Origin of the sequence: Desulfovibrio subterraneus, assembly GCF_013340285.1 — a bacterium.
In the GTDB taxonomy this organism is placed as follows: Bacteria; Desulfobacterota; Desulfovibrionia; order Desulfovibrionales; family Desulfovibrionaceae; genus Halodesulfovibrio; species Halodesulfovibrio subterraneus.
The window spans coordinates 1239788-1265390 of record NZ_BLVO01000013.1; the positions used below are offsets into that span (position 1 = coordinate 1239788).

Annotated in this window: 24 protein-coding genes, 1 tRNA gene and 1 pseudogene; all 26 read left to right on the top strand. The window is 56.3% G+C overall.

Translation table 11 applies throughout. The features are described from left to right. The first annotated feature begins 15 nt into the window (after window positions 1–15). Window positions 16–1743 carry a tetratricopeptide repeat protein gene (locus tag HUV30_RS12510; RefSeq protein WP_174405771.1) on the top strand — a complete coding sequence of 576 codons (1728 nt, stop codon included), beginning with the start codon at window positions 16–18 and terminating at the stop codon, window positions 1741–1743. A gap of 2 nt (window positions 1744–1745) precedes the next feature. Continuing rightward, window positions 1746–2594 carry a hypothetical protein gene (locus tag HUV30_RS12515; protein ID WP_174405772.1) on the top strand — a complete coding sequence of 283 codons (849 nt, stop codon included), beginning with the start codon at window positions 1746–1748 and terminating at the stop codon, window positions 2592–2594. A gap of 32 nt (window positions 2595–2626) precedes the next feature. Beyond that, the gene (locus tag HUV30_RS12520) at window positions 2627–2986 is read left to right on the top strand and encodes a hypothetical protein (protein WP_174405773.1); all 360 of its coding nucleotides are present in this window, start codon (window positions 2627–2629) and stop codon (window positions 2984–2986) included. Window positions 2987–3008: 22 nt separating this feature from the next. Continuing rightward, window positions 3009–3443 carry a ribose 5-phosphate isomerase B gene (gene rpiB / locus HUV30_RS12525; protein WP_174405774.1) on the top strand — a complete coding sequence of 145 codons (435 nt, stop codon included), beginning with the start codon at window positions 3009–3011 and terminating at the stop codon, window positions 3441–3443. Window positions 3444–3453: 10 nt separating this feature from the next. Next, window positions 3454–4911 carry a cysteine--tRNA ligase gene (gene cysS / locus HUV30_RS12530; protein WP_174405775.1) on the top strand — a complete coding sequence of 486 codons (1458 nt, stop codon included), beginning with the start codon at window positions 3454–3456 and terminating at the stop codon, window positions 4909–4911. A 7-nt stretch (window positions 4912–4918) separates the two neighbouring features. Continuing rightward, window positions 4919–6379 (top strand): beta-barrel assembly-enhancing protease, encoded by a 1461-nt coding sequence (locus HUV30_RS12535; protein ID WP_174405776.1) that lies wholly within the window; start codon window positions 4919–4921, stop codon window positions 6377–6379. Between the two features lie 134 nt (window positions 6380–6513). Continuing rightward, complete coding sequence (gene hslV / locus HUV30_RS12540) at window positions 6514–7053, top strand: ATP-dependent protease subunit HslV (RefSeq protein ID WP_174405777.1); 540 nt, start codon at window positions 6514–6516, stop codon at window positions 7051–7053. A 1-nt stretch (window position 7054) separates the two neighbouring features. Next, the gene (ispE, locus tag HUV30_RS12545; RefSeq protein ID WP_174405778.1) at window positions 7055–8014 is read left to right on the top strand and encodes a 4-(cytidine 5'-diphospho)-2-C-methyl-D-erythritol kinase; all 960 of its coding nucleotides are present in this window, start codon (window positions 7055–7057) and stop codon (window positions 8012–8014) included. Between the two features lie 4 nt (window positions 8015–8018). Further along, window positions 8019–8094 (top strand) — tRNA-Gln (locus HUV30_RS12550). Window positions 8095–8144: 50 nt separating this feature from the next. After that, window positions 8145–9083: a ribose-phosphate diphosphokinase gene (locus HUV30_RS12555; protein ID WP_174405779.1), complete on the top strand. Its 939-nt coding sequence runs from the start codon at window positions 8145–8147 to the stop codon at window positions 9081–9083. Between the two features lie 57 nt (window positions 9084–9140). Continuing rightward, complete coding sequence (locus tag HUV30_RS12560; protein WP_174405780.1) at window positions 9141–9746, top strand: 50S ribosomal protein L25; 606 nt, start codon at window positions 9141–9143, stop codon at window positions 9744–9746. 93 nt (window positions 9747–9839) lie between these two features. Next, window positions 9840–10451 carry an aminoacyl-tRNA hydrolase gene (gene pth / locus HUV30_RS12565; RefSeq protein WP_174405781.1) on the top strand — a complete coding sequence of 204 codons (612 nt, stop codon included), beginning with the start codon at window positions 9840–9842 and terminating at the stop codon, window positions 10449–10451. An 89-nt stretch (window positions 10452–10540) separates the two neighbouring features. After that, entirely contained in the window at window positions 10541–11053 is a 513-nt protein-coding gene (locus HUV30_RS12570; protein ID WP_174405782.1) for a CarD family transcriptional regulator, read from the top strand. Window positions 11054–11293: 240 nt separating this feature from the next. Continuing rightward, entirely contained in the window at window positions 11294–12760 is a 1467-nt protein-coding gene (gene rho, locus HUV30_RS12575) for a transcription termination factor Rho (protein ID WP_174405783.1), read from the top strand. Between the two features lie 466 nt (window positions 12761–13226). Then, on the top strand, window positions 13227–14183 hold the full coding sequence (gene hysB / locus HUV30_RS12580; protein WP_174405784.1) for a NiFeSe hydrogenase small subunit: 957 nt from the start codon (window positions 13227–13229) through the stop codon (window positions 14181–14183). 40 nt (window positions 14184–14223) lie between these two features. Beyond that, window positions 14224–15702: pseudogene (hysA, locus tag HUV30_RS12585) on the top strand (NiFeSe hydrogenase large subunit HysA). A gap of 329 nt (window positions 15703–16031) precedes the next feature. Then, the gene (gene hysD / locus HUV30_RS12590; protein ID WP_174405785.1) at window positions 16032–16511 is read left to right on the top strand and encodes a NiFeSe hydrogenase maturation protease; all 480 of its coding nucleotides are present in this window, start codon (window positions 16032–16034) and stop codon (window positions 16509–16511) included. Between the two features lie 609 nt (window positions 16512–17120). After that, window positions 17121–18074: a hydrogenase small subunit gene (locus HUV30_RS12595; RefSeq protein ID WP_174405786.1), complete on the top strand. Its 954-nt coding sequence runs from the start codon at window positions 17121–17123 to the stop codon at window positions 18072–18074. 47 nt (window positions 18075–18121) lie between these two features. Further along, window positions 18122–19825, top strand: a complete 1704-nt coding sequence (locus tag HUV30_RS12600) for a nickel-dependent hydrogenase large subunit (protein WP_174405787.1) — start codon at window positions 18122–18124, stop codon at window positions 19823–19825. A gap of 73 nt (window positions 19826–19898) precedes the next feature. Then, complete coding sequence (locus HUV30_RS12605; RefSeq protein ID WP_174405788.1) at window positions 19899–20393, top strand: HyaD/HybD family hydrogenase maturation endopeptidase; 495 nt, start codon at window positions 19899–19901, stop codon at window positions 20391–20393. Window positions 20394–20435: 42 nt separating this feature from the next. Continuing rightward, window positions 20436–20687: a HypC/HybG/HupF family hydrogenase formation chaperone gene (locus tag HUV30_RS12610; RefSeq protein WP_174405789.1), complete on the top strand. Its 252-nt coding sequence runs from the start codon at window positions 20436–20438 to the stop codon at window positions 20685–20687. A 33-nt stretch (window positions 20688–20720) separates the two neighbouring features. Further along, window positions 20721–21290, top strand: coding sequence for an arylesterase (locus HUV30_RS12615; protein WP_205245217.1), 570 nt, complete (start codon window positions 20721–20723; stop codon window positions 21288–21290). Between the two features lie 16 nt (window positions 21291–21306). Further along, on the top strand, window positions 21307–21783 hold the full coding sequence (locus HUV30_RS12620) for a gamma-glutamylcyclotransferase family protein (protein ID WP_174405790.1): 477 nt from the start codon (window positions 21307–21309) through the stop codon (window positions 21781–21783). A gap of 152 nt (window positions 21784–21935) precedes the next feature. Next, entirely contained in the window at window positions 21936–24758 is a 2823-nt protein-coding gene (gene ileS, locus HUV30_RS12625; protein WP_174405791.1) for an isoleucine--tRNA ligase, read from the top strand. A gap of 73 nt (window positions 24759–24831) precedes the next feature. After that, entirely contained in the window at window positions 24832–25302 is a 471-nt protein-coding gene (gene lspA, locus HUV30_RS12630) for a signal peptidase II (RefSeq protein ID WP_174405792.1), read from the top strand. Between the two features lie 24 nt (window positions 25303–25326). Beyond that, entirely contained in the window at window positions 25327–25596 is a 270-nt protein-coding gene (locus HUV30_RS12635) for a PLD nuclease N-terminal domain-containing protein (protein WP_174405793.1), read from the top strand. The last annotated feature ends 7 nt before the right edge of the window (window positions 25597–25603 follow it).

Genomic DNA, 25603 nt, shown 5'->3' on the forward strand with positions numbered 1-25603 from the left:
AAGGTACCCCCTGATATGTCCTCCGCCTCATCATCAAAATATCGCAGCAAAGTTCGCCATTCGGCGGGGCCCCTTGCCCGCGCGGCGGTTCTCATCTTCGCCTGTCTGTTTCTCGGCGCCTGCGCCAAGCAGCAGCCCGTGGCAGAACCTGCAAAGCCGGCGGCTTACCCCATGACTCCCGAAGCGGCCAAGGTGTACTATTACCTTGTCCTCAACGAAGCCGCGAAGAACAACGACCTGCGCATGGGCACGGAAGCCATCCGCCAGTTGCTGAATCTCAGCCCTTCTGCGGATGTCTATGTGGATGCAGCACGTTTCTATACCGAGCGCAAGGAAGTAACTCTGGCCCGCGATATCGCCAAACGCGGCCTTGAGAACTACCCGGACCACTTCGACCTGACCATGCTGCTTGCAGAAACCTACCTGAGCGAAAAGCGCATAGACGAAAGCGTTTCACTGCTCAAGGAGTACATCAGCAAGCACCCTGAAAACGGCGAAGCCCGTCAGCAGCTCGGCCAGCTCCTTCTTTCCAACAACCTGTTTCAGGAAGCGGCAGACCTGCTCCGCCAGAAGTCCTCTACCAGGAACGACCCTGTCACCCGTTACTATCTGGCCCGCGCTTATGTGCAGCTGAAGAAGCTGAAGGACGCGCAGACCGAGCTCAAGAAGGCCGTTCAGACAGAACCCGAATTCGTCGAAGCGTGGGCGGAACTTGCCTATGTCTACGAACTGATGAAGGATTACGTGTCCGCGGAAAAGACCTACGAGCACATCATCGAGCTCGGTGAAACCGGACAGGAAGTATGGCTCAGGCTGATCACCCTGAACCTCAAGCTCAACCACCCCGAAAAGGCGCTTTCCATTGCCAAGGAAGGCCCCGAGGACATGAGCTTTTCCCTGCAGGCGGCAACCATCTTCATCGACGAAGGCTTTCCGGAACAGGCACGCGAACTGCTTATTCCGCTGGCCGAGATGTCCAATCCTCCGGCCGAGGTATTCTTCCATCTCGCCCTTATCGCCTTCAATAATGATAAGGATCTTCCCGGTGCCATCAGCCTGCTTGAAAATATTCCCGATCATGACCGCCTGTGGAGCAAGAGCATACGCTTCCGCACCCACATGCTGTTTGAACTCAAGCGCTATGACGAAGCCGTAACCCTGCTCGAACAGGGCATAAAGGCCGACCCCGCCGACCGTGAATTCTGGGACATGCTCATCGACCTGCAGGCAAGCCTGAAGCACTTTGACGAAGCCCACGCAGCTCTGGACAAGGCGCTCAAGCGCTGGCCCAACGATACCGAACTGCTCTTCACCCGCGGCTCCGTCTATGACCTCGCAGGTGAAAGAGACAAGGCACTGGAAGTGATGGAAGAGGTCATCTCGCACGACCCCGAACATCCCGAAGCACTGAACTACGTGGGCTATTCGCTTGCTGACAAAGGACAGGATCTTGACCGGGCACTTGTGCTCATCGAGTCCGCCCTCAAGCAGGAACCCGAAAAGGCTTTCATGGTAGACTCCCTCGCATGGGTGCACTTCAAGCTCGGCAATCTGGAGCAGGCATGGGAAGCCATTAACCGCACCATTGAACTTGGCGCCAAAGACCCCATCATATGGGAACACTATGGTGACATTGCCAAAGCCATGGGGCGCAAGTCGGATGCCCGCAAGGGATACCGTGAGGCTCTCAAGCTTGATCCCAAGAACGCTGACGAACTGAAAAAGAAGCTCCGGGGCATTTAACCATGACCAGCCTTCGTACCATGCTGCAGCGTGCCCCCGTCATGCTGCTGCTTGCAGTTGCCCTTCTTTCGGGCTGCGCCACCCGCCAGGCTCAGGTACCTGCCCACATTACCGACCCCGCTGTGCAGACCAAGGCACAGGAACTGTGGGAGCGCTATGTGGCCGATGCCGAAACCCGTGCAGAACAGGCCGGACCGTTCCGCATAAACGCCTCGCTGCGTTATTCCACGCCGGATTCAGGCCACAGGCTCGTGCTTCGCGCATGGGGCAACGGCATAGCTCCCGTGCGCATGGATATAGAAGCCGGAGTGGGCAAAACACTTGCCCTCATCCGACAGGATACCCATTCCTTCATTGCCTATGACCCGCGCGAAGGCAGAGCTTTCGTGAACAACAACAGCGGCAGCGCCCTGCTCCGTCTCGGTCTGCCTGTTCCCTTCGGCATAAGCGATCTCGGCCACCTCATGGCAGGACGATTCACGAAGGTGTTTCCGGAAAAATACCTGTATGTCGACCTTGTGCCGGAAGGCGGCTTTGCCTACACTCTTTCAGCCGTAAGCCACGGGCATGACGGCTCCGAAGCCGTGGAAGGCGTATTGAAGCTCTCTCCCGAAGGTCGCCCCACCGAGTGGAGCGTCGGCACCGGTGACAAGCGCATGGTACTTTCCATGAACAACTTTGATGAAACCGACCCGACTCTGCCCGGCAAGTTTTCCATTGCCCTCGGCACGGACAGGACCGCAGTGCTGCTGATAAAGGAACGCACCCCGCTGGACGAACCCTTCGCAGCACAGCAGCTCAAGCTGGATTTGCCGGAAGGCACTCAGATCAAACCGCTGCCGGACAACTAGCCCGCAGCGCAACATATTGCAGAGAGGAAAGTATGGCCGCCGAACATTCCACCGGACAAGATCAGGCAACCTGTGCAGGCGTGATGGAAAACCTGCGTTTCGGATTCAGGGTATGGCTCGGAGAAATCCGCCTCATGCTCGCAGGCATTGGCAGACGCTTTGAAGTACGCCAGCTTGAAAAGCGCCTCGATCAGGAATGCGCCCAGCTCGGCCGCCACACGGCAGCCCACCTTGCCGGAACCGGAGAGGAACCCGCAGCCCCCTCGTTTGACATGATACGCTCTGCCCGTCAGGTGCAGTTCCTCGAAGAGGAAATCGTCCGCCTGCGGATGGAACAGGAACAGGCTGAAGTTCGTGAACAGGCCACCAAGCGCAACACCTACGCCGCATAACGGCATCATATAAGAGGTTATCATGAGCAAGATCGTTTGCATCGGTTCCGACCACGCGGGCTTCGCCCTCAAAGAGGTTCTCGTCAACTACCTTAACGGCCACGGCTACACGGTCGAAGACCTCGGTCCTGCCGCCGCTTCCAGCTGCGACTATCCCGACTTTGCCCACAAGGTCTGCCGCAAGGTTTTGAGCGACAGCATTCCCGGCATTCTCATCTGCGGCACCGGCATCGGCATGTCCATGGCTGCCAACAGGCATGAAGGTATCCGCGCGGCCCTGTGCACCAACGAATTTCACGCGCGTGCCACACGCCAGCACAACAATGCCAACGTGCTTTGCCTCGGCGAACGCGTAACCGGCCCCGGAGTGGCCATGGAACTGGCCCGCATCTTCCTTGAAACGCCCTTCGAGGGCGGCAGACACCAGCGCCGCATCGACCTCATCGACGCCAAATAAGAGCCGATTCATGCAACTGTACAATACGCTTACCCGCAAGAAAGAAGAATTTGTTCCCGCCGTTCCCGGCAAGGTCAACATGTACGTATGCGGCATTACCGCCTACGATCTCTGCCATATCGGTCATGCCCGCTCTGCCGTGGTATTTGACGTGCTGGTGCGCTACCTGCGCAGCATAGGCATGGATGTGACCTTTGCCCGCAACTTCACGGACGTGGATGACAAGATCATCAACCGCGCCAATCAGGAAGGCATTTCCAGCACCGAGGTGGCCGAGAAGTACATCCGGACCTTCCACGAAGACATGGACAGGCTGAACGTGCTGCGCGCGGACATTGAACCCAAGTGCACCCAGCACATCGGCGAAATGATCGCCCTGTGCGAAGACCTCATCGCCAAGGGCAAGGCCTATTCCACCCCTTCAGGTGACGTGTACTTCCGGGTTCGCGCCTTCCCCGAATACGGCAAGCTCTCCGGCCGTGACGTGGATGAAATGCGCTCCGGCGCACGCATCGCTCCGGGCGAAGAAAAGGAAGATCCGCTGGACTTTGCCCTGTGGAAGTCCGCCAAGCCCGGCGAACCGCACTGGGTAAGCCCCTGGGGCAACGGCCGTCCAGGCTGGCATATCGAATGCTCGGCCATGAGCGAAAAGCACATGCCCCTGCCGCTGGATATCCACGGCGGCGGGCTTGACCTCATCTTCCCGCACCATGAAAATGAAATAGCCCAGACCGAGGCAGCCACCGGCGACCATATGGCCCGCTACTGGGTGCATAACGGCTTCGTGCAGGTTGATTCTGAAAAGATGTCCAAGTCACTGAACAACTTCAAGACCATCCGCGACATTCTGGAAAACTACCTGCCGGAAACCCTGCGCTTCTTCCTGCTTACCAAGCATTACCGCAGCCCCATCGACTTCACCTTTGAAGTCATGGACGATGCGGAAAAGAACCTGAAGCGCATATACGAAACCAAGGCGCAGCTGGCAGAAGAACTGGCCCGCACCAAATGGAGCAAGGCCGACCTGCCTGCGGACATCACCACCGAGTTCAACGAAAGCCTCGCCGCGTGGCACACTGCCATGGCGGACGACATGAACACGGCGGCTGCCCTTGGGCACGTGTTTACCATAGTACGTCTCATCAACCGCGTGACGGAAGACAAGAACCTGCGTAAGTCGGAAGGGGCACGCGCCCTGTTCGAGCAGGCTCTGGAAGCCTTTGCCCAGTGGTCCGGCATTCTCGGACTGTTCGCGCTGGAAGCCGGAGCGTTTCTCAACGATCTCAAACTGTGCAGAGCGGCTCGCAAAGGCATAGACCCCGCCAAAGTGGAAGCTCTTATCGTACAGCGTCAGGAAGCAAGAAAGGCCAAGGATTTTGCCTTGTCAGACTCCCTGCGCGAAGAGCTGACCAATCTCGGTGTGGACGTGCGGGACACCCCCGCCGGTGCCGTGTGGGACGTGCTCTAGGAAACACATGAAAACAATCCGGGCTCATGCCTTCACCCGCTGCCGCCGGGCATCCGTCCGGTGGCGGCGGTCACTTATCCAGCTCCTCGTGCTGGCCATGGTGATTCTCACTCCCCTGCAGGCCAGCCGTGCAGACATTTCCGATCTCTTCAAAGACTTCTCGCTGAAGGATGAACTGGAACTCGGCCGCAAGTTCAGCGTGCTCATCAAGTCGCGCATGCCTCTCATAGAAGATCCCGAAGTAGTCTCCTATATCAACGACATCATCAAGCGCCTGCAGACAGACATGAAGCCGCAGCCCTACAAGTTCGAGGGCAATGTCATTCTGGACAATTCCCTGAACGCCTTCGCCGTTCCCGGCGGATATCTTTTCGTGCACACCGGACTGTTGCTGGAACTGGAAAACGAGTCTGAACTGGCCGGTATCATGGGCCACGAACTTGCCCACATTACCCAGCAGCACATAACCGGACGCATAGCCAAGGCCAAAAAAACCCAGCTGATGGGGCTTGCCGGAGCACTTGCGGGCATGTTCATAGGCGGCGGGAGTACCGGCCCCGGTCTGGCTGTCGGCTCGCTGGCTGCCGCCCAGAGCGCCATGCTCAACTACAGCCGGCAGGATGAACGAGAAGCGGACCAGATGGGGCTGATCTATCTGACCGGTGCCGGATATGCACCGCAGGGCATGGTTGGCGGGTTCGAGGCCATCCGCAAGAAAAAGTGGCAGTCCGGTTCCACCATGCCTGCCTATCTCAGCACCCACCCCGACGTGGACGAACGCATCATATCACTTGGCGACCGTATCAGAATGCTGCCGCCGGATATGCTCAAACGTCCCGAGGACAATAAACGCTTCAACAGAATCAAAACCCTTATCCGGGCCCGTTATACAGATCCCAAGATTGCGCTCCGCCATTTTGACAGGAGTGCGCCGGATGACTGCATGAGCCAGATGGGCCGAGCCATAGCGCTTGCCCGTCTCAACCGGATTACTGATGCTGCAGACAATTTCGATCTGGCCCTCGCGTGCAGCCCGAACGATTTTCTCGTCAACCGCGAGGCAGGCAGCTTCCATTACATGAAGGGCGATCTGGACAGGGCTGCAACCCTGCTGCAGAAAGCCATTCTGCTTAATCCGCGCGATTACATGGCCTTCTTCTTCTATGCGCGCCTGCTCGGAGACAAGGGAGATATCAAGGGAGCATCCCGATATTTTGAAGAGCTGCTCCTGCATCTGCCGGAGGATTCCGAAATCCACTACTATTATGGCAGAATGCTTGGAGAAAACAGGTACCTTTTCAAGGGATATCTGCACCTTGCCTACAGCGCCCTCTACAAGAACGACAAAAAGAAAACTGATTACAACTTCGGCCTGGCGAATACCAACGCCAAGACTCCCGAAGAAAAACAGGAGCTGGAACGTTTCGAGGCCAAGTATCAGGAACGGGCGGAATTCTGGGACAAATAATCGACCGGCCCGCGGCGACACAGCGGCAGAACGAAAACACGGCGGTCCGAACAGGGCCGCCGTGATCATTGCAGCCATGCCCCCCCGATCCTCCGCAAAGCCCGAATCATACACGCACAGCTCAGGAGTATAGAATGCAGTTGAGAGGAACCACCATACTTGCGGTCAAGGACGCCAACGGCGTTGCCATAGCCGGTGACGGACAGGTCACCCTCGGCCAGAGCATCGTCATGAAGCATACGGCCCGCAAGGTGCGGCGCATATACCGCGACCGGATCATCGCCGGCTTTGCCGGTGCAACCGCAGATGCCTTCACCCTGTTCGAACGGTTTGAAGCCAAGCTCGAAGAGTTTCGCGGCAATCTTGTCCGCGCAAGCGTGGAAATGGCCAAGGACTGGCGCAAAGACAAGTATCTGCGCCGTCTGGAGGCCATGCTTCTTGTGGCTGATGCCGATCACATTCTCATCATCAGCGGCACCGGCGACGTCATTGAGCCGGACGACGGACTGGCCGCCATCGGCAGCGGCGGCGCCTACGCACTTGCTGCAGCCCGCGCCCTTTCCCGCAACACGGAACTTCCGTCAGAAGACATCTGCAGAAGGGCCATGGAAATTGCCGGAGAGATCTGCGTGTTCACCAACAACAATCTCACCGTAGAAACCATTACCCGCTGACATGACCACGAGTCTTCCCGCTGATTCCCGGTCCGATAGCGAGCGCTGCAACGAGCATCATAGCGGGCGTCGCAGTGACCGGCCTGACACTTCCCTGCCGCTGCGCCTGAAGGCCGGCTGCAAGATCAACCTGTATCTGCACATTACCGGCGTCAGGGAAGACGGCTACCACGAACTGGACACCCTGTTCTATCCCCTGCCCGAGCCATCGGACACGCTGGATCTGGAAGCCGGAACTCCGGACAGCGGACTCACCCTGCTCTGCGAACGCGCCGACCTGTGCACCGAGCGCAACACCCTGCACAAGGCGTGGCGCATGTTCGGCGAGGCAACCGGTTATCAGCCGGATCTGCGCCTGACCCTGACCAAAGGCGTGCCGGACGGGGCAGGACTTGGCGGCGGCAGCGCCGATGCGGCTGTCTTTCTGAACTATCTCAATACCGCTGCGGGCAAGGCGGCACTTGATGCCGATGCATTGAACGCCCTTGCCGCGCGCATAGGCGCGGATGTGCCTTTCTTTCTGAATAATGTTCCAGCCCGCGCGACAGGAATTGGTGAAAAACTTGTTCCGGACAATGTAGACCTTTCCGGCTTCATTCTTCTGCTGGCCTGCCCGCCCGAGCATGTTTCCACCCCGTGGGCGTTCAAGGCATGGGACGAAACCCGCTCTGCCAAAGTGGGCAAAAATGCCCCGGATCAGTTGACATTGCCAGCGCATATGTATACAAGACCCTCCTCTCGTGCCTTGTGGCTTTTTAACAGCTTTGAATCGGTGGTATTTGCGGCCTTTCCGAAGCTGCGGGCGTACAAGGGATCACTCATCAGACATGGCGCCGCCGCGGTTGTGATGAGTGGAAGCGGCGCAAGCCTCTTCGCCTTGTACAGAGAGATGGAAAAGGCAATGCAAGCGTCAGATTCCCTCGCGCGTGAGGGAGTTAGGACCTTCATCCACCACCTGTAAGTCTTGGGGTGTCGCCAAGTCGGTAAGGCAACGGGTTTTGGTCCCGTCATTCGAGGGTTCGAGTCCTTCCGCCCCAGCCATTCAGCTTATTTACAGGTGAGTTATTGACCTCAAGCCCGGACTTGATACCATGCACGGCGACTTGAAGATACTCACTGGCTCTTCCAATCCGGAACTCGCAAAAGCCATCTGCAACCACCTCGGTTGCCAGCTTACCCCCGCTGTCTGCGAAACATTCAGCGACGGGGAAATCCGCATTGAAATCGGTGCAAATGTACGTGGCGACGACGTTTTTGTCGTTCAGTCCACCTGCGCACCCGTAAACTACAACCTCATGCAGCTCTGCCTCATGCTCGACGCTCTCAAGCGTGCAAGCGTAGGCCGCGTTACCGCAGTTGTTCCCTACTACGGTTATGCACGACAGGACCGCAAGGTTGTACCTCGCGCTCCCATCAGTGCCAAGGTTGTGGCAGACTTCCTCACCATGGCGGGCATGAACCGCCTGGTTACCGTGGACCTGCATGCCGGACAGATTCAGGGCTTTTTCAACACTCCGGTGGACAACCTCTACGCCGCCCCGGTCATTCTCGAATACCTGCGCGACATCAAAGATGACGTCGTAATGGTTTCTCCCGATGCCGGTGGTGTGGAACGCGCCCGTGCCTTTGCAAAGCGCCTGAATGCCGGTCTTGCCATCATCGACAAACGCCGCGACAAACCCAACCAGGCTCAGGCCATGCACGTCATAGGTGACGTGAAGGGCAAAGTTGCTGTCGTTGTTGACGATATGATCGACACGGCGGGCACCATGGTTGCAGCAGCTAACGTGCTCATGGAAAACGGCGCCAAGGAAGTAATGGCCTGTGCAACGCACCCCGTACTTTCCGGCCCCGCCATCGAACGCCTTAACAATTCCGCATTCTCCAAGGTGCTCGTAACCGACACCGTTCCGCTTGGCGACAAGCTGGAAAACTGCGAAAAGCTCAAGGTGCTTTCCATTGCCGGCCTGCTGGCCCGCTCGATACACAACATCCATACGGAATCTTCCGTTAGCGTACTGTTCGTCTAGTTTTTTTCATCTGCAGCGAGTGAAACACCTCGTGGTGGAACCCTAAAGGAGTAAACAATGGCCGAAAGAATCAATTTTCCCGTAACGAAGCGTGAAGGTCTGGGCAAGGGCGCAAACCGCCGCCTGCGCGAGCAGGGTCTGATCCCCGGTATCTTCTACAGCACCACCGGTGAAAATATCCCCGTTACGACCGAAACTCTCCCCTTTGCCAAGCTGTACAAGACCGTTGGCAAGACCACTGTTTTCAACCTCGACATCGAAGGCGAAACCAAGCCCTGCATGCTGTGGAAGGTTGAAATGCACCCCTTCAAGAACCGCGTTCAGCACATCGACTTCTACGGTGTGGACCTTGAAAAGGAAGTTTCCGTCAAGGTTGAAGTAAAGCTCACCGGCGCCTCCAAGGGCGTTAAGGCCGGTGGCCGTCTTGAGCATTACCGCGACACCGTGAGCATCGTCGGCAAGCCTGAACTGCTGCCTTCCTTGATCACCGTTGACGTTACCGAAATGCAGATCGACAGCTCCGTATACGCTTCTGCCCTGCAGCTTCCCGAAGGCGTGCGCGTAGTGTACGAAAATGACTTCGTCATTCTCCGCGTCGTTCCCGGCCGTGCAGCTACGACCGAAGATGTTGCCGAAGAAGCCGGCAAGAAGAAGAAAAAGTAATTATCCCGTTTCGTTCCGGCCCCATACTAAACGGTATGGGGCCGTTTTCTTTTTTCAGCCGCCAACATTCTGCCACAGAGAGGAGTTCACTCCATGCAGGCCGCAGGTCTTATCGTCGGGCTCGGAAATCCGGGCAAGGAATACGAAAACACCCGTCACAATCTCGGCTTCATGGCCGTAGATCATCTCATGGACGACGCTCGCCGGTTTAATTCCGACGCCGTCTCTCCCCTCTCTACCGGCAAGAAAAAATATCTGCTCTGGAAGTGCATGCCCGGCGGGCTGCGTTCCACATGGCTGGTTGCCAAGCCCCAGACCTACATGAACCTTTCCGGCGAAGCTGTTGCCCACATCTGCGGCTTTTACAACCTTGATCCGGAACAGGTGCTCGTCGTCCATGACGAACTGGACCTGCCCCTTGGCCGCATGCGCTTCAAAACCGGCGGCGGTCTTGCCGGGCACAACGGGCTCAAGTCCATTGCCCAGCATCTCGGCACCCGCGATTTTCACCGCCTGCGCCTCGGCATAGGCAAGCCTGATCATGCAAACACCTCAAGCTATGTGCTGAGCCGTTTTGCAGGCGAAGAAGTGCGAACTGTCGAGCAGATTCTTGACGGCTCACTCAAGGGCATGCTCGCTTTCATTGAGAAAGGTGCTGCGGAAGCCGTGCAGGTTGTGAACGCTTTTGACGCCTGCCCCAAATAGTCCGCTAAATTGGCATGGACTACCTTATCGGAATAAGCTACTGTACTTTTTCGCGCTAAGATTATTGACATACTGCAAGGAGAGGGACGTTGTTCACACCGGATCAATTGGTGGTGTACCCTGCACAAGGTGTAGGCAAAGTGGAACGCATCGAACGCCAGACAATAGGGGGCGCCGAGGCTGAATTCTACATTGTCCGCATATTGAGCAACAATGTCACCCTTATGGTACCGGTCAGGAACGCCGTTAATGTCGGTCTCCGAGCTGTGTGTACCGCCGAACAAGGCAACGGTATTTTCGAAAGCCTCGCCGACCGTTCCGGTTTTACCGGCTACACCGGCCAGAACTGGAACCGACGCTACCGTGAATATTCCGAAAAACTCAAAAGCGGCGAACTGGGCGACGTTGCCTATGTTCTCAAAGAGCTTTTGCTGATCGGCAAGGACAAGGAACTTTCCTTCGGTGAACGCCGCCTTCTTGAACAGGCCATGGGCCTTATCACGCTTGAACTGGCGCATGCGCTCGGTAAGAAGCAGCAGGAAGTGCAAACGGAAATAGAAGAAATGTTTGCCGATGTCCTTGCCACCCAGGAAAAAAGTTAGCCTGCCAGTTGCGTTCTGCACTGTAATACGCTAGGTTTTCCCCAACGCACTTGTGGTGCATGGCATTACCGCCTCACAGCACCATTCACTCGCATATATTTTGAAGTCTTCCTGCCATGCCCCGTTGGGAGCATCTGACAGTACTTCCGCGGACAGCATATATCTATCACGGCATGTGAACCACGTTGTTCATGTGCCCTACAGTCTCACACCATCACCCTACAACGCATCTGAGTCCTTATGGCCACAAAGAAAGACGTTGATGAGAGCAAGCAGGAGTCGGCTCCGCGCACGCGCAGCCAGTCCAAGCCTCCTCAGAAGAAACGCAAGCAATCCCCACTATCCAAGGGCGACAACAAGCAGTCCAAGCCCGTCTCCCGTCCGAACCGCAAAGTCGAAAACGACGACTTCGACACGGAATCAGCCGCTCCGGCGGACTGTAGCGGCGACAGCGGACTCCACCTTTCCGAACTCAAGCTCAAGACTGCTGCAGAGCTGATGGAGCTCGCCGATCAATACCAGATCGAAAACCCGAGCAACCTCCGCAAGCAGGAATTGATCTTCGCCCTGCTGCAGCGATGCGCAGCGCAGAACGGCGCCATATTCGGAGATGGAGTTCTGGAAATTCTGCCCGACGGCTTCGGATTCCTTCGCTCTCCGATGTATAGCTACATGCCGGGGCCTGACGATATTTACGTCTCACCTTCGCAGATTCGCCGCTTCGGCCTGCGCAAAGGGGATGTGGTTTATGGCCAGATACGCCCCCCGAAAGAAGGCGAACGCTACTTCGCACTGCTCAGGGTAACTGAAATTGGTTTTGAGCCGCCGGAACGTTCCAAGAACCTCGTTCTCTTCGACAACCTGACCCCCATCTACCCACATCGTCAGCTCAAGATGGAAAACGGGCAGGAAAACTACTCCGGCCGCGTAATCGACCTCATGGCTCCCATCGGCTGCGGACAGCGTGGTCTGATAGTAGCACCTCCCCGTACCGGCAAGACCATGCTTCTTCAGTCGCTTGCCAACTCAATCAATGCCAATAATCCCGATGTATACCTCATCATTCTTCTCATAGACGAACGTCCTGAAGAAGTGACGGACATGGAGCGCACCGTAAAGAATGCGGAAGTCGTAAGCTCCACGTTCGACGAGCCTCCGCAGCGTCACGTCCAGGTCGCTGAAATGGTGCAGGAAAAGGCTAAGCGGCTTGTGGAACGCGGCAGAGACGTTGTCATTCTGCTCGACTCCATCACCCGCCTTGGCCGTGCATACAACGCCGTCACCCCCTCATCGGGCCGGGTGCTTTCCGGCGGTCTGGATGCGAACGCCCTGCAGCGTCCCAAACGTTTCTTCGGTGCAGCCCGTAATCTGGAAGAGGGAGGCAGCCTTACCATCATCGCCACCGCCCTCATCGATACCGGCTCCCGCATGGACGAAGTCATCTTCGAAGAGTTCAAGGGTACCGGCAACCTCGATATCTACCTTGACCGCCACCTCGCGGAAAAGCGCGTCTTCCCCGCCATCGACATCAATCGTACCGGCACCCGCAAGGAAGACCTTCTCCTCGACGAAGAGGTACTCAACAAGGTCTGGATTCTGCGCAAGATCCTTTCCCCCATGTCCTCCATCGACAGCATGGAATTCCTGCTGGGCAAGATGCGGGGAACCAAAGGCAACGCCGACTTCTTTGGCGCCATGGCCAAGTAGCACTCCCCTTACAGCATCACGAACAAACAGCCTGTGTCCTTCTGGACACAGGCTGTTTATTTTTGGATGACAGACATCACGTTCGGCTTGCTTTATCCTACATTTCACGATTTTTCCCGTACCGACACAACGTTCGGCCATTTCTCTGCAAATATGTCCACCACCGTTGCTTGTACACTCAAACAAGACATTCTGACCGCATTGCCTGCACCAGCAGACTCTCGCATCTTTGCCACATCAGACTTCCTACCTCATCACTACATAATCACTGCATTCAATGTTGAACACTCAAACACCACCACCTTACCCTAACGATCAATAATATCTATCGAAATAACCCCAAAACATTGGCAATCCATTGACACAACACGAATATGGATTGTAACTATCTATGCGGTTACTACAAAGCTATAGGGTGTTATATAGCTAGGGGTTTTCTAAAACGCCAAAAAGTAAGGAGGCAGGGATGAGTCTCAGCAGGCGTGACTTTGTTAAATTGTGCACAGGCACGGTGGCTGGCATGGGGATTTCCCAGATGTTCCACCCCAGTGTCTGTGAAGCCATTTCCGGCACCCTGAACGGCAGCCGCCCGCCCGTTCTGTGGGTGCAGGGTTCTGGCTGCACCGGCTGTTCAGTATCGTTGCTGAACGCCGTAAACCCTCACATCAAGCAGGTTTTGCTTGATGTTATCAGCCTTGAGTTCCACCCCACCGTTATGGCTTGGGAAGGCGAACCCGCCATGGAACACATGTTCAAGATTGCTGATGAGTACAAAGGTGGCTTCTTCCTCGCTGTGGAAGGCTCCATCCCTGTTGCCGAAGATGGAAAGTATTGCGTTATCGGTGAAGCCAATCACAAGGAAATCACCATGGTTGACGCAATGAAGGAACTGGCCCCCAAGGCTGCCGCAGTGCTCGCACTCGGTACCTGTGCTGCTTACGGCGGCATTCCCGCTGCTGAAGGCAGCGAAACCGGCGCCATGTCCGTCAAGGCTTTCTTTGAACAGGAAGGCATCTCCACTCCCGTAGTGAACATTCCCGGTTGCCCCCCCCATCCTGACTGGATTGTGGGTACCGTGGTTGTCGCCCTTGAAGCCATCAAGACCCACGGTCTTGCTGCCGGTCTGGGCGAAGTCGTCAAGCTGCTGGATGATCAGGGCCGTCCCACTCCCTTCTTTGGCCAAAACATTCACGACAACTGTCCCTACCTCCCCGATTTCGAGGCGGACAAGATGTGTGAAACCCTCAGCCAGAAGGACGGCTGCCGTATGAGCGTGGGCTGCAAGGGCCCCAATGCAATGGCAGACTGCTTCAAACGCAAGTGGAACAACGGCATCAACTGGTGCGTTCAGAACGCTGTTTGTATCGGTTGCGTAGAACCCGACTTCCCCGATGGACAGTCGCCGTTCTACGAGCCCATGTAAGCTGACCTTGACGTCTTTCATCGTTTGAAGGAGGAATAATATGTCTTCTTGTGCACGCAAGGGTGCAGCCGGCCACGGCAAGACCGCACACATCGCCATCGATCCGGTTACCCGAATCGAAGGTCACCTCAAGGCTGAAGTGACAGTTGAGGGTGGCAAGGTCGTGGATGCCAAGCTTTCCGGCGGCATGTACCGCGGTTTTGAAACCATTCTCCGTGGTCGCGATCCCCGCGACTCTTCTCAGATCGTTCAGCGTATCTGCGGCGTGTGCCCCACCGCTCACGCCACCGCTTCCGTTATGGCTCAGGATGCCGCCATGGGTACCAAGATTACCACCAACGGCCGCATCACCCGTAACCTGATCCTCGGCGCCAACTACCTGCAGTCTCATATTCTGCATTTCTACCACCTGGCCGCCCAGGACTTTGTTCAGGGTCCCGACAGCGCTCCCTTTGTACCGCGCTACAAGAACTCTGACCTGCTTACCGACCGCAACAAGGGCCTTGCCGCTGTTAACGCCGCTGCTGTTGACCAGTACGTTGAAGCCCTTGATGTCCGCCAGATCTGCCATGAAATGGTAGCCATGTTCGGCGGCAAAATGCCTCATGCTCAGGGCCTCGTTGCCGGTGGCGCTTCCGAAATTCCTACCAAGGATCGCCTGATCGAATACGCTGCGCGTTTCGACAAGGTTAAGGAATTCGTTGTCAACAAGTACCTGCCTGTCGTGTACACCGTCGGTTCCCAGTACAAGGACCTCTTCGCAGTCGGTCAGGGCCATCGCGCCTGCATCGCCTACGGCGTGTTCCCGCTGAACGACGAAATGACCAAGTTCATGATGAAGTCCGGCGTGTACTACGGCGGCAAGGACCATGCACTTGATCCTTCCAAGATTCACGAAGATGTGAAGTACTCGTGGTTCGACGACAGCACCACCGGTCTGCACTACACCAAGGGCCAGACCAAGCCTACCCCCCACAAGGAAGGCGCTTACTCCTTCGTTAAGGCTCCCCGTTACGACGGCGTTGCCTGCGAAGTGGGTCCGCTCGCCCGTATGTGGGTTGAGAATCCGCCCCTGTCCCCCATCGGACAGAAGGCTCTCAAGGAACACTTCGGCCTCAATGCCAAGAACTTCCGCGATCTGGGCGAAGACGCTGCCTTCTCCCTCATGGGACGCCACGTGGCCCGCGCAGAAGAAACCTGGTACATGCTGAGCTTCATTGATCAGTGGCTCAAGGAAGTTAAGCCCGGTGAAGAAACCTATGTGAAGCCCGAAATTCCGGCTTCCGGCGAAGGCACCGGTTTCACCGAAGCGCCCCGCGGCTCTCTGCTGCACTTCCTGAAGATCGAAGACGGCAAAATCGACAACTACCAGGTTGTTTCCGCTACCCTGTGAAACTGCAACCCCCGCGATGACAAGGGTCAGCGCGGTCCTGTCGAAGAAGCCCTCATCGGTATTCCCGTTCCGGACATTGAAAACCCCGTGAACGTGGCGCGACTCATTCGCGCCTTTGACCCGTGACTGGGCTGTGCCGTGCACGTGATGCACGCTGAGTCCGGCAAGGTTTCCGTTGTTGAGTGCAAGTAACTCGGCATAGATTCCGCCAAGTCGAGAGGGCCGGTTTGCACCGGCCCTCTTTTTACTGGAACCACCTGCTAACAAGCGGTGCGTACCTTCTGCCAGCCGGAGGGAGCAATCCCTCCGGACTGGCCGGGACGTCCCTGATGCAACAGCCGGAGAGCCTTGCACTGCATTGTGCTCCCTGCGCATCAAGCGGCTTGCGGCAGACCGCTCCGTCAGGGTATTGTCCATTTTGTTCCGATATCTATTGCCAACCGACAGGATGCACCATGGGAAAATTACTTGTATTGGGAATCGGCAACAGCCTGCTTACCGACGACGGCGTCGGCGTTTTTGCCGCAGAGGCTCTGCAGAAAGAAACGTGGCCTGAAGAAGTGACCATCATAGAAGGCGGCACTTTCACGCAGGACATTTTCTACCTTTTTGAAGGATATGACAGGTTGCTCGTTCTGGATGTGATTCACGCCGGACACGAACCCGGCACTCTGTATCAACTGACCGAGGACGACCTTGTGTCTAATGAAAAACAGCGTGTTTCCATTCACGACATAGACATGCTCGATTCCCTGAAGATGTGTGAGCTCAAATGCGGCAGCAGACCCCGCATGGAGATCATCGGTATGCAGCCAAAAGACATCACAACTTGGAACATAGGTCTGTCTGATGCCTGTCAGGCACGGTTTGATGAATTTCTTGCACTTTCAAGAAAGGAAATCGAACGCATAGTTCAGGAAATGCGTCAGGCATAGAAAACGGCAAAGCCCCGCTCAGAAGCGGGGCTTTGCTGTATCTGCATACGCAGCAAAGAAAAAATTCATCCTTTTTTTTCTGCAACCTTTCTACAGGTTGGTCAGACACACAATCACTATCCCGTAAGTTGCATAAATATGTGCAAGGCACAAAGACTATGCAAGTGCGCAACATCCCCCTCCCTCTACCTGCGAAGCGTTACCTCTCAACACTCGGCCGCGCACACAGCCCATCCCCTTCTATACATCGTGTATTGCCTACCAAACTGGGAGAGTTTTCACATCTCGAATTGGTTATGCATTCAATTTCATCCAATACAAAATTGAAAATACCCCCTATTCCATTACATATCTCGATCAAATATCCCATCTTACATTGCGAAATTATATCGCTGCTTACTTTTTTTGTTATCCACCACTTTATCTTTCTGATATTTTTGGTGTATGGTTCCTCCGACTCTCGTTTTGCGTTGCTGTTAGAAACGGGAGACTTGCGCATACCTATCCTGGCAGAAGGTAACGCACCCTCCGGACTTTCCGTCCGGGCACAGCTCCGGTGTTAGGGATGCACCGGGGAATGCAGACCCTGTTTTATTCAAGGAGGTTCCTATGAAGTTTTCCGTGGGTCTCGGCAAAGAAGGCGTGGAAGAGCGTCTGGAACGTAACGGCGTATCCCGCCGTGACTTCCTGAAATTCTGCTCTGCCCTCGCTGTTGCCATGGGTATGGGACCGGCTTTCGGCAGTGAGATTGCCAGAGCCATGACCGCTCCCGGTCGCCCTTCCGTGGTGTATCTGCATAATGCCGAGTGCACAGGCTGTTCCGAATCGGTTCTGCGGGCATTCCAGCCCTTCATCGACGAACTCATTCTGGACACCATCTCTCTCGACTACCATGAAACCATCATGGCGGCAGCCGGCGAAGCTGCTGAAGAAGCCCTGCACCATGCAGTGAACAGCCCCAACGGCTTCATCGCCGTAACGGAAGGCGCTCTGCCCACCAAGGACAACGGCATTTACGGCAAGGTTGCCGGCCGTACCATGCTGGAAATCAACAGTGAGATCCTGCCCAAGGCAAAGGCCGTTATCAACTACGGCACCTGTGCCACCTTCGGCGGCGTGCAGGCAGCTGCTCCCAACCCGACCGATGCAAAGGGCGTGAACGATGCACTGAAGCACCTGGGCGTGAACGGTATCAACATATCCGGTTGTCCGCCCAACCCTTACAACCTTGTAGGCACCATCGTATACTATCTGACCAAGCATGCCCTGCCGGAACTGGACAGCCTGAACCGGCCCACCATGTTCTTCGGACAGACCGTTCACGAAAACTGCCCCCGCCTCAAGCACTTCGAAGCCAGCGAGTTCGCTCCTTCCTTCGGTTCCGAAGAAGCCAAGAAGGGCTGGTGCCTCTACGAACTGGGCTGCAAGGGACCTGATACCTACAACAACTGTCCCAAGATCAAGTTCAACCAGACGAACTGGCCCGTTGAAGCGGGTCATCCCTGCATCGGTTGCTCCGAGCCCGATTTCTGGGATGCCATGAGTCCCTTCTACGAAAGCTAGGCACGTTACACATTGATCTTGAACGAACATCCCAAGGAGGATGACATATGAGCGGTTGTAGAGCGCAGAAGGCCCCTGCCGGTATTCCGGTAACTCCTCAGAGCAATTACTCCGGTAAAGTGGTCGTTGACCCCATTACCCGTATTGAGGGGCATCTCCGTATCGAAGTTGAAGTTGATAACGGCAAAATCTCCAATGTCTGGAGTTCTTCCCAGCTGTTCCGCGGCCTGGAAATCATTCTCAAGGGCCGTGATCCCCGTGATGCACAGCACTTCACCCAGCGTTCATGCGGTGTCTGTACCTATGTACATGCCCTTGCATCCACCCGCTGCGTGGATAACGCCATAGGCGTGCGCATTCCCAAGAATGCCACCCTTATCCGTAACATCGTACTTGGTTCCCAGTACATGCACGACCATCTCGTGCACTTCTATCACCTGCATGCCCTTGACTGGGTAGACGTAACCAACGCCCTGAAGGCCGATCCGGTCAAGGCTGCCAAGATTGCCAACACCATCTCCGGTCGTCCTACCAAGGCTGAAGATCTGAAGGCTGTTCAGACCAAGCTGAAGACCTTTGTAGAAAGCGGCCAGCTCGGCCCGTTCACCAATGCCTACTTCCTCGGCGGACATCCTTCCTACTATCTTGAACCGGAAGTGGACCTTATTGCCACCGCCCACTACCTCGAAGCCCTGCGGCTTCAGGTTAAGGCTGCCCGCATGATGGCCAGCTTCGGCGGCAAGAACCCCCACACCCAGTTCACGGTTGCCGGTGGCGTTACCTGCTACGATGCTCTTACTCCCAAGCGCATCAAGGAATTCCGCGACCTGTGGAAGGAAACCAACGAATTCATCAATCAGGTGTACATTCCCGACCTGTTGGCCGTTGCCGCCAACTACAAGGACTGGACCCAGTATGGTGGCACCTCGAACTTCATCACCTTTGGTGAGTTCCCCACCGATGAATACGATCTCAACAGCCGCTTCCTGCCGCCCGGCGTTATCATGCAGCGCGACCTTGCCAACATGCAGGGCTTCAATCCCGATAAGATTGAAGAGCACGTCAAGTACAGCTGGTACGAAGGCGACAAGGCTCACCACCCCTATGAAGGTGTTACCGAGCCCCGCTACACCGACATGCATGGCGAAGGCCGCTACTCCTGGATGAAGGCCCCGCGCTACATGGAAGAAGCCATGGAAACCGGTCCCCTTGCTCAGGTGCTTGCCGCCTACGCAAAGGGTCATCCGAAGATCAAGCCTCTGGTGGACATGGTCCTCGCCAAGCTCGGCGTGGGCGCAGAAGCCCTGTTCTCCACTCTGGGCCGCACCGCTGCCCGCGGTATTGAAACCGTTGTCATCGCAGAAGAAACCGGCCGCATGCTGGATGAACTGGAAGCCAACGTGGCCGCAGGCGACGACAAGATCTACGAAGAAATCGAAATGCCCCGCGATGCGGAAGGCGTCGGCTTTGTTACCGCTCCCCGTGGCGCACTGTCCCACTGGATCAAGATTCGCGATCACAAGATCGAGAACTTCCAGCTGGTCGTGCCCTCCACCTGGAGCCTCGGACCGCGCTGTGCCAAGGACAAGATGTCTCCTGTTGAAGAAGCACTTGTCGGCACGCCCGTGGCCGATCCCAAGCGTCCTGTCGAAATTCTGCGCACGGTTCACGCCTTCGACCCCTGCATCGCCTGCGGCGTGCATGTGATCGACAGCCAGACCAACGAAGTGCACAAGTTCAAGATCCTGTAATTTTTGCAGGAAAATCCAAAAAACTCGGGAACCCGGCCTTGCGCCGGGTTCCCTTTTTCAGATAAGGTGCGGTATGAGCGAAGCTAAAAAAATTCTGGTACTTGGCGTGGGCAACATTCTCTACACAGACGAAGGGCTAGGCGTTAAGGCCGTCAAGTGTCTGGAAGAGATGTACGACTTCTCGGATAACGTTTCTCTCATGGATGGCGGTACGCTGGGCATGAAACTCATGGATTCCATGATGGACAGCGACTATCTGATCGTAGTAGATGCCGTTCTGGGGGGCAGTGACCCGGCTTCCGTATATCGCCTGACGGGTGAAGATCTGCGCAAGAGCCTCGGATTTAACGATTCCATGCACCAGACCGACCTTGTTGACACGCTCATCTATTGTGAGCTTGCAGGCAGCAGGCCGGAAACTGTGGTCATAGGCATGGAACCGGTGGATTATCATACCATGGGGCTGGAAGTTTCTCCCGCTGTTGAAGAGCGCATTCCCGCCATGTGCAGATTCGTTCTTGACGAAATAGCTGCCGCTGGCGGAAGTTACACCCCGAAGGCGTCGTGACGGACGCCCCCATTTTCACATACGAACGCTCCGGAGGTTGCCATGTGTCTTGCCATTCCTGCTGAGGTTGTCGAACTGAACAACAATGACATGGCCCGCTGTCGCGTCGGCAAAAGCGATACCTACGTCGACGTCTCCACAATGCTGCTTGAATCTCCCGCCGAACTCGGCGATTACCTTATTGTTCACGCCGGATTCGCCCTGCGTAAACTCGATTTTCAGGAAGCTCAGGAAACCCTGAGACTGCTGCGGCAAATGGCTAATATCAACGAAGAAACTCCCGGGGCCTTCTAACCCCTTCAAACAGTTTTCCTGTCAGGTGTTGTCGTGAAACGTCTGAAGACCATCGTTGCCCTCGGAGATTCCCTGACCGAGGGCTTCGGCATTCCGGCAGAGGCATCCTTCCCCTCAGTGCTGCAGTCGCTGCTCCGCAGCCGGGGACATAATGTTTCCATCATCAATCAAGGCCTTTCCGGTGACACGGCATGGGGAGGCAAGAAGCGCCTCGACCGCTACCTTGCCAACAAGCCGCGCCCTGATGCCGTAATCGTTGAACTTGGCGCCAACGACGCCATTCAGTTCACCGATCCATGGGATGTGGAAGCAACGCTGGACAGTATTCTGCAACGGCTGACCGAGCTGGAAATACCTTTTCTGCTCACCGGCATGAAAATGCTGCTGCCTGCAGACGCCGACTATACCGAGGCGTTCGAGAGTATTTATCCCAAACTCGCCGAGCGCTACGACCCCGTATTCTATCCTTTCTTCCTTGAAGGCGCGTTCGGCGACCCTGCCCTTACTCTGGAAGACGGCATTCACCCCAACATCAGGGGAACAGCCCGCATCGCAGAGAGCGTGCTTCCCTTTGCGGAAGAGCTGCTGGCCAGGATTCCCTGAGCACGGGGGACCGAGCATGTCATCTCCTTTCCGCCTTTTCGTTTACGGCACCCTCAAACAGGGCGGAGAGTACCATGATCGCTTCTGCAGCGACGCTGTTGCCGTTATCCCCTGCCTTGTGCAGGGGAGGATCTTTGAGCGTCCGGAAGGATATCCCACGCTCTTTGTTCCCCCCGGAATCATACTGGCCCACGGCACTGCCGACCGCGAGGCCGATGCTGCACGATGCAACGATCCCGTGCCCCCGCACCTTTCGCCGCAGTCATACCTTGAAGCCTGCCCGCCATGGGGACACGTGTTCGGGCAGCTCATGCTCTTCCGCAAAGCCCTCCCCCATATGGAGAGGCTCGACGCGCTGGAAGACTTTTTCCCGGGCAAACCCAGCATGTATGAACGGGTGCTGGTTCCGGTCTGGAGCCAAGGTCAACTGCTTGCAAGCTGGACATATGTTTCGCCCCATTCTCACAGGTTTGAAAGTGATTGCCGGACCTGAGCACTTTCGCCTTTTCACGCCGTTTTACAGCGCATGGACCTGCATCACCTGCCAGCCGCCATTCTGCGACAGCCAGCCTTGACTTTAAGAATGTATTGCAGCATTCTTCCGCACTTGCATCTTTAACGACACCAAACAGGAAAGAGACTTCAATGAGCGACTACAAGAAGACGCTGCATCTGCCCCAGACCAAATTTCCCATGAAGGCCAACCTTACCCAGAAAGAGCCGGAAATGCTCAAGTTCTGGGAAGACACTCAGGCCTACGACGCAATGATTGCAGCAAGTGGCACCAATGGCGAATATGTTCTGCATGACGGCCCTCCCTATGCCAACGGCAATATTCACCTCGGTCACGCTCTGAACAAGATTCTCAAGGACATCATCGTCAAGTCGAAGAACATGCAGGGCCTCAAGGCCGAATACATTCCCGGCTGGGACTGTCATGGCCTGCCCATTGAACTGAAGGTGGAAAAGCAGCTCGGCGAAAAGAAGAAGACCATTCCCGAGCACGTGTTCCGCAAGCTCTGCCGCGAATACGCCGCCAAGTTCGTCGACATCCAGCGCAAGGAATTCAAACGCCTCGGCGTTATGGGCATATGGAACGAACCTTACCTGACCATGCGTCCTTCTTATGAAGCTGCCACCGCACGGGAGCTGGGCAACTTCATGAAGGGCGGCTATGTGGCGCGCAGCAAGAAGCCCATTTACTGGTGCTGCTCCTGCCAGACCGCCCTTGCTGAAGCGGAAGTAGAGTATGCGGATCACTCCTCCCCCTCCATCCACGTGCGTTTTCCGCTCAACGATGCAAAACTGAAAAACATTTTCCCCGCTGCTGATCCGGCCAAGGCATACGCCGTCATCTGGACGACCACTCCCTGGACCATTCCGGACAACATGGGTATCGCCCTGCACCCCGAGCTGGAATACTCCCTGCTCGAGAAGGACGGCGAATTCTACCTGCTGGCCTCCGGCCTGGTGGAAGCATGCACCAAGGCCTTTGGCTGGGATTCCTGGAACATTGCCGGAACCGCCATGGGTGCCGCCCTTGAAGGGCTGGTAGCCAGGCACCCCATCTATGACCGTGAATCACCCCTGTGCCTCGGCGACCATGTAACGCTTGAAGCCGGTACCGGCTGCGTTCACACCGCCCCCGGCCATGGCCGCGAAGACTTTGAAGTAGGCCAGAAGTACGGACTGGAAACCTATTCGCCCATGAACAACGAAGGGCGTTTCCTTGATTCCGTGGAATTCTTCGCCGGTCTTACCGTGTTTGAAGCCAACCCCAAGGTCATCGAGAAGCTGCAGGAACTTGGCAACCTGATGGCGCTTGGCAAGATCAAGCACTCATACCCCCATTGCTGGCGCTGCAAGGAGCCGGTCATCTTCCGTGCAACCACCCAGTGGTTCATTACCATGGAAGCCAACGACCTGCGCAAGCGCGCCCTTGAAGCCATCCGCAACGATGTTGCATGGATTCCCGCATGGGGCGAAGAACGCATCCATCAGATGATCGAAAACCGTCCCGACTGGTGTATTTCGCGCCAGCGCATGTGGGGCGTGCCGATCATCGCCCTGCTTTGCGAAAGCTGTGACGAGGCATGGTATGACACCGACTGGGTCATGGACATTGTTTCGCGCTTTGAAAATCATCCCCTTGGCTGCGACTACTGGTTCTCCACCCCGCTGGAAGAGATCGTCCCGCAGGGACTCGCCTGTCCCAAGTGCGGCGGCAACCACTGGAAGCTCAGCAAGGATATTCTCGACGTATGGTTCGATTCCGGCACCAGCTTTGCCGCCGTTGTGGAACAGCGCAAGGAACTGCGCTACCCCGCCGACATGTACCTTGAAGGATCTGACCAGCATCGCGGCTGGTTCCACAGCTCGCTGCTCGCAAGCATTGGCACCCGCGGCTGCGCTCCCTACAAGGAAGTGCTCACCCACGGCTATGTGGTGGACGGCAACGGACACAAGATGTCCAAGTCGCAGGGCAACGGCATTGAACCCATGGAAGTCATCAACAAGCATGGCGCCGAAGTGCTGCGCATGTGGGTTTCTTCAGTGGACTACCGCGAAGACGTGCGGATCTCCGACGAGATTCTCAACCGTCTCGTGGATGCCTACCGCCGCATCCGCAACACCTGCCGCTACATCCTCGGCAACATCGACGACCTGTCCGCCGAAGTGCTGGTGCCTGTGGAAGAAATGGAATCGCTGGACCGCTTCGCTCTCGACGTGGCTTCCCGCGCCCATGAACGCGTGCAGGCAGCTTATAACGACTACGAGTTCCACAAGGTCTACCACACGCTGCACAACCTGTGTGTAACCGACCTTTCCGCATTCTATCTGGATATCCTGAAGGACCGTCTCTACTCTTCCGCCAAGGACAGCCGCGAACGCCGCAGTGCACAGACCGCAATGCTCCACATCCTGCGTCTGCTCATCCGCGACATGGCTCCCGTGCTCAGCTTCACCGCAGAAGAGGTATTCCAGTTCCTGCCGGAAGACCTGAAGAATGATGCAAAGACTGTTTTCGCCGTCTCCGCTGACGATATTCCGCTGTACACCATGCCCGCCGAAGAACGCGCCGCATGGGAAAAGCTGCTGATCGTCCGCTCCGAGATCACCAAGGCCATCGAACCCGTGCGCAAGTCGGGCGAAATCGGCCACGGGCTTGATACGCACGTGACCCTGTTCCTGAACGATGAACTTGCCGCGACCCTGAACGGTCTCAAGACTGATATGCGCGCAAACTTCATCGTTTCCAAGCTGACCACCGCCCCCCTTGCCGATGCCCCCGAAAGCGCCTTTACCGCCGAAGAAGTGGAAGGCCTGCGTATCGGTGTAGCCAAGGCTCCGGGTGCCAAGTGTGAACGCTGCTGGATTTACAGCGAGGAACTGGGAACCGATCCTGCGCATCCTGCCATCTGCCCCCGCTGCACCGGCGTGCTGCAGACCATGACCCTTGAAGACTAGATAAAACGGGCCCGCCGGACAAAACGGCGGGCCTTTTTCCCATTCACCATCACAGGGACGACACATTTTCGCCATGCGCTCCCGCTTTTACTACATATACGGCCTCGGCCTGCTGGTCGCGCTTCTGGACCAGTTCACCAAGTACTGGGTGGTCACCACCATCCCTCCCTTCATCTCTGTTACGGTCATTCCCGGTTTCTTTAACCTCGTCAATGTCCGCAACAGCGGTGCCGCTTTCGGCTTCCTCAACGATCCCGATACGGAATGGCAGGTCTGGATGTTTGCCGCAGCCGCGATCATCGCCATGGGCATCATCAACTACCTTGCCAAGACATCAGGCAAGTCCTGCTGTCTTTTCACGGGGCTCGGATTCGTGCTCGGCGGAGCTGTGGGCAACCTCATAGACCGGGTTCGCCTGCGGTCAGTCATCGACTTTCTCGACTTCCACGCCATGGGCTGGCACTGGCCTGCATTCAACGTTGCCGACATCGGCATATGCGTCGGCGCCGGACTCATCATGCTCTCCATGCTCAAACAGAAATAATCACCGGCCCTGCAGGATATTGTCATGAATGATCTGTTTCCCATTCTGGATATCTTCGGCAAAGGCGATACATCACCCCTGTTGATGATACTGGCCCTTGCGCTTCCCATTTTGCCTAATCTATGGTGTATTTGGCACGCCTATAGTCATGAATTTTCCACTCCCGCCGAAAAGTACGGATGGATGCTTGCGGGTGTCTTCATTCCCGTGCTCGGCGGTGTCATGTATCTTTTGTTTGGCTGGCGGCGGACCAGAGGTCTGTCCGACTGGGCAAAACCCCGTAACCGTAAGTAAGGATTCT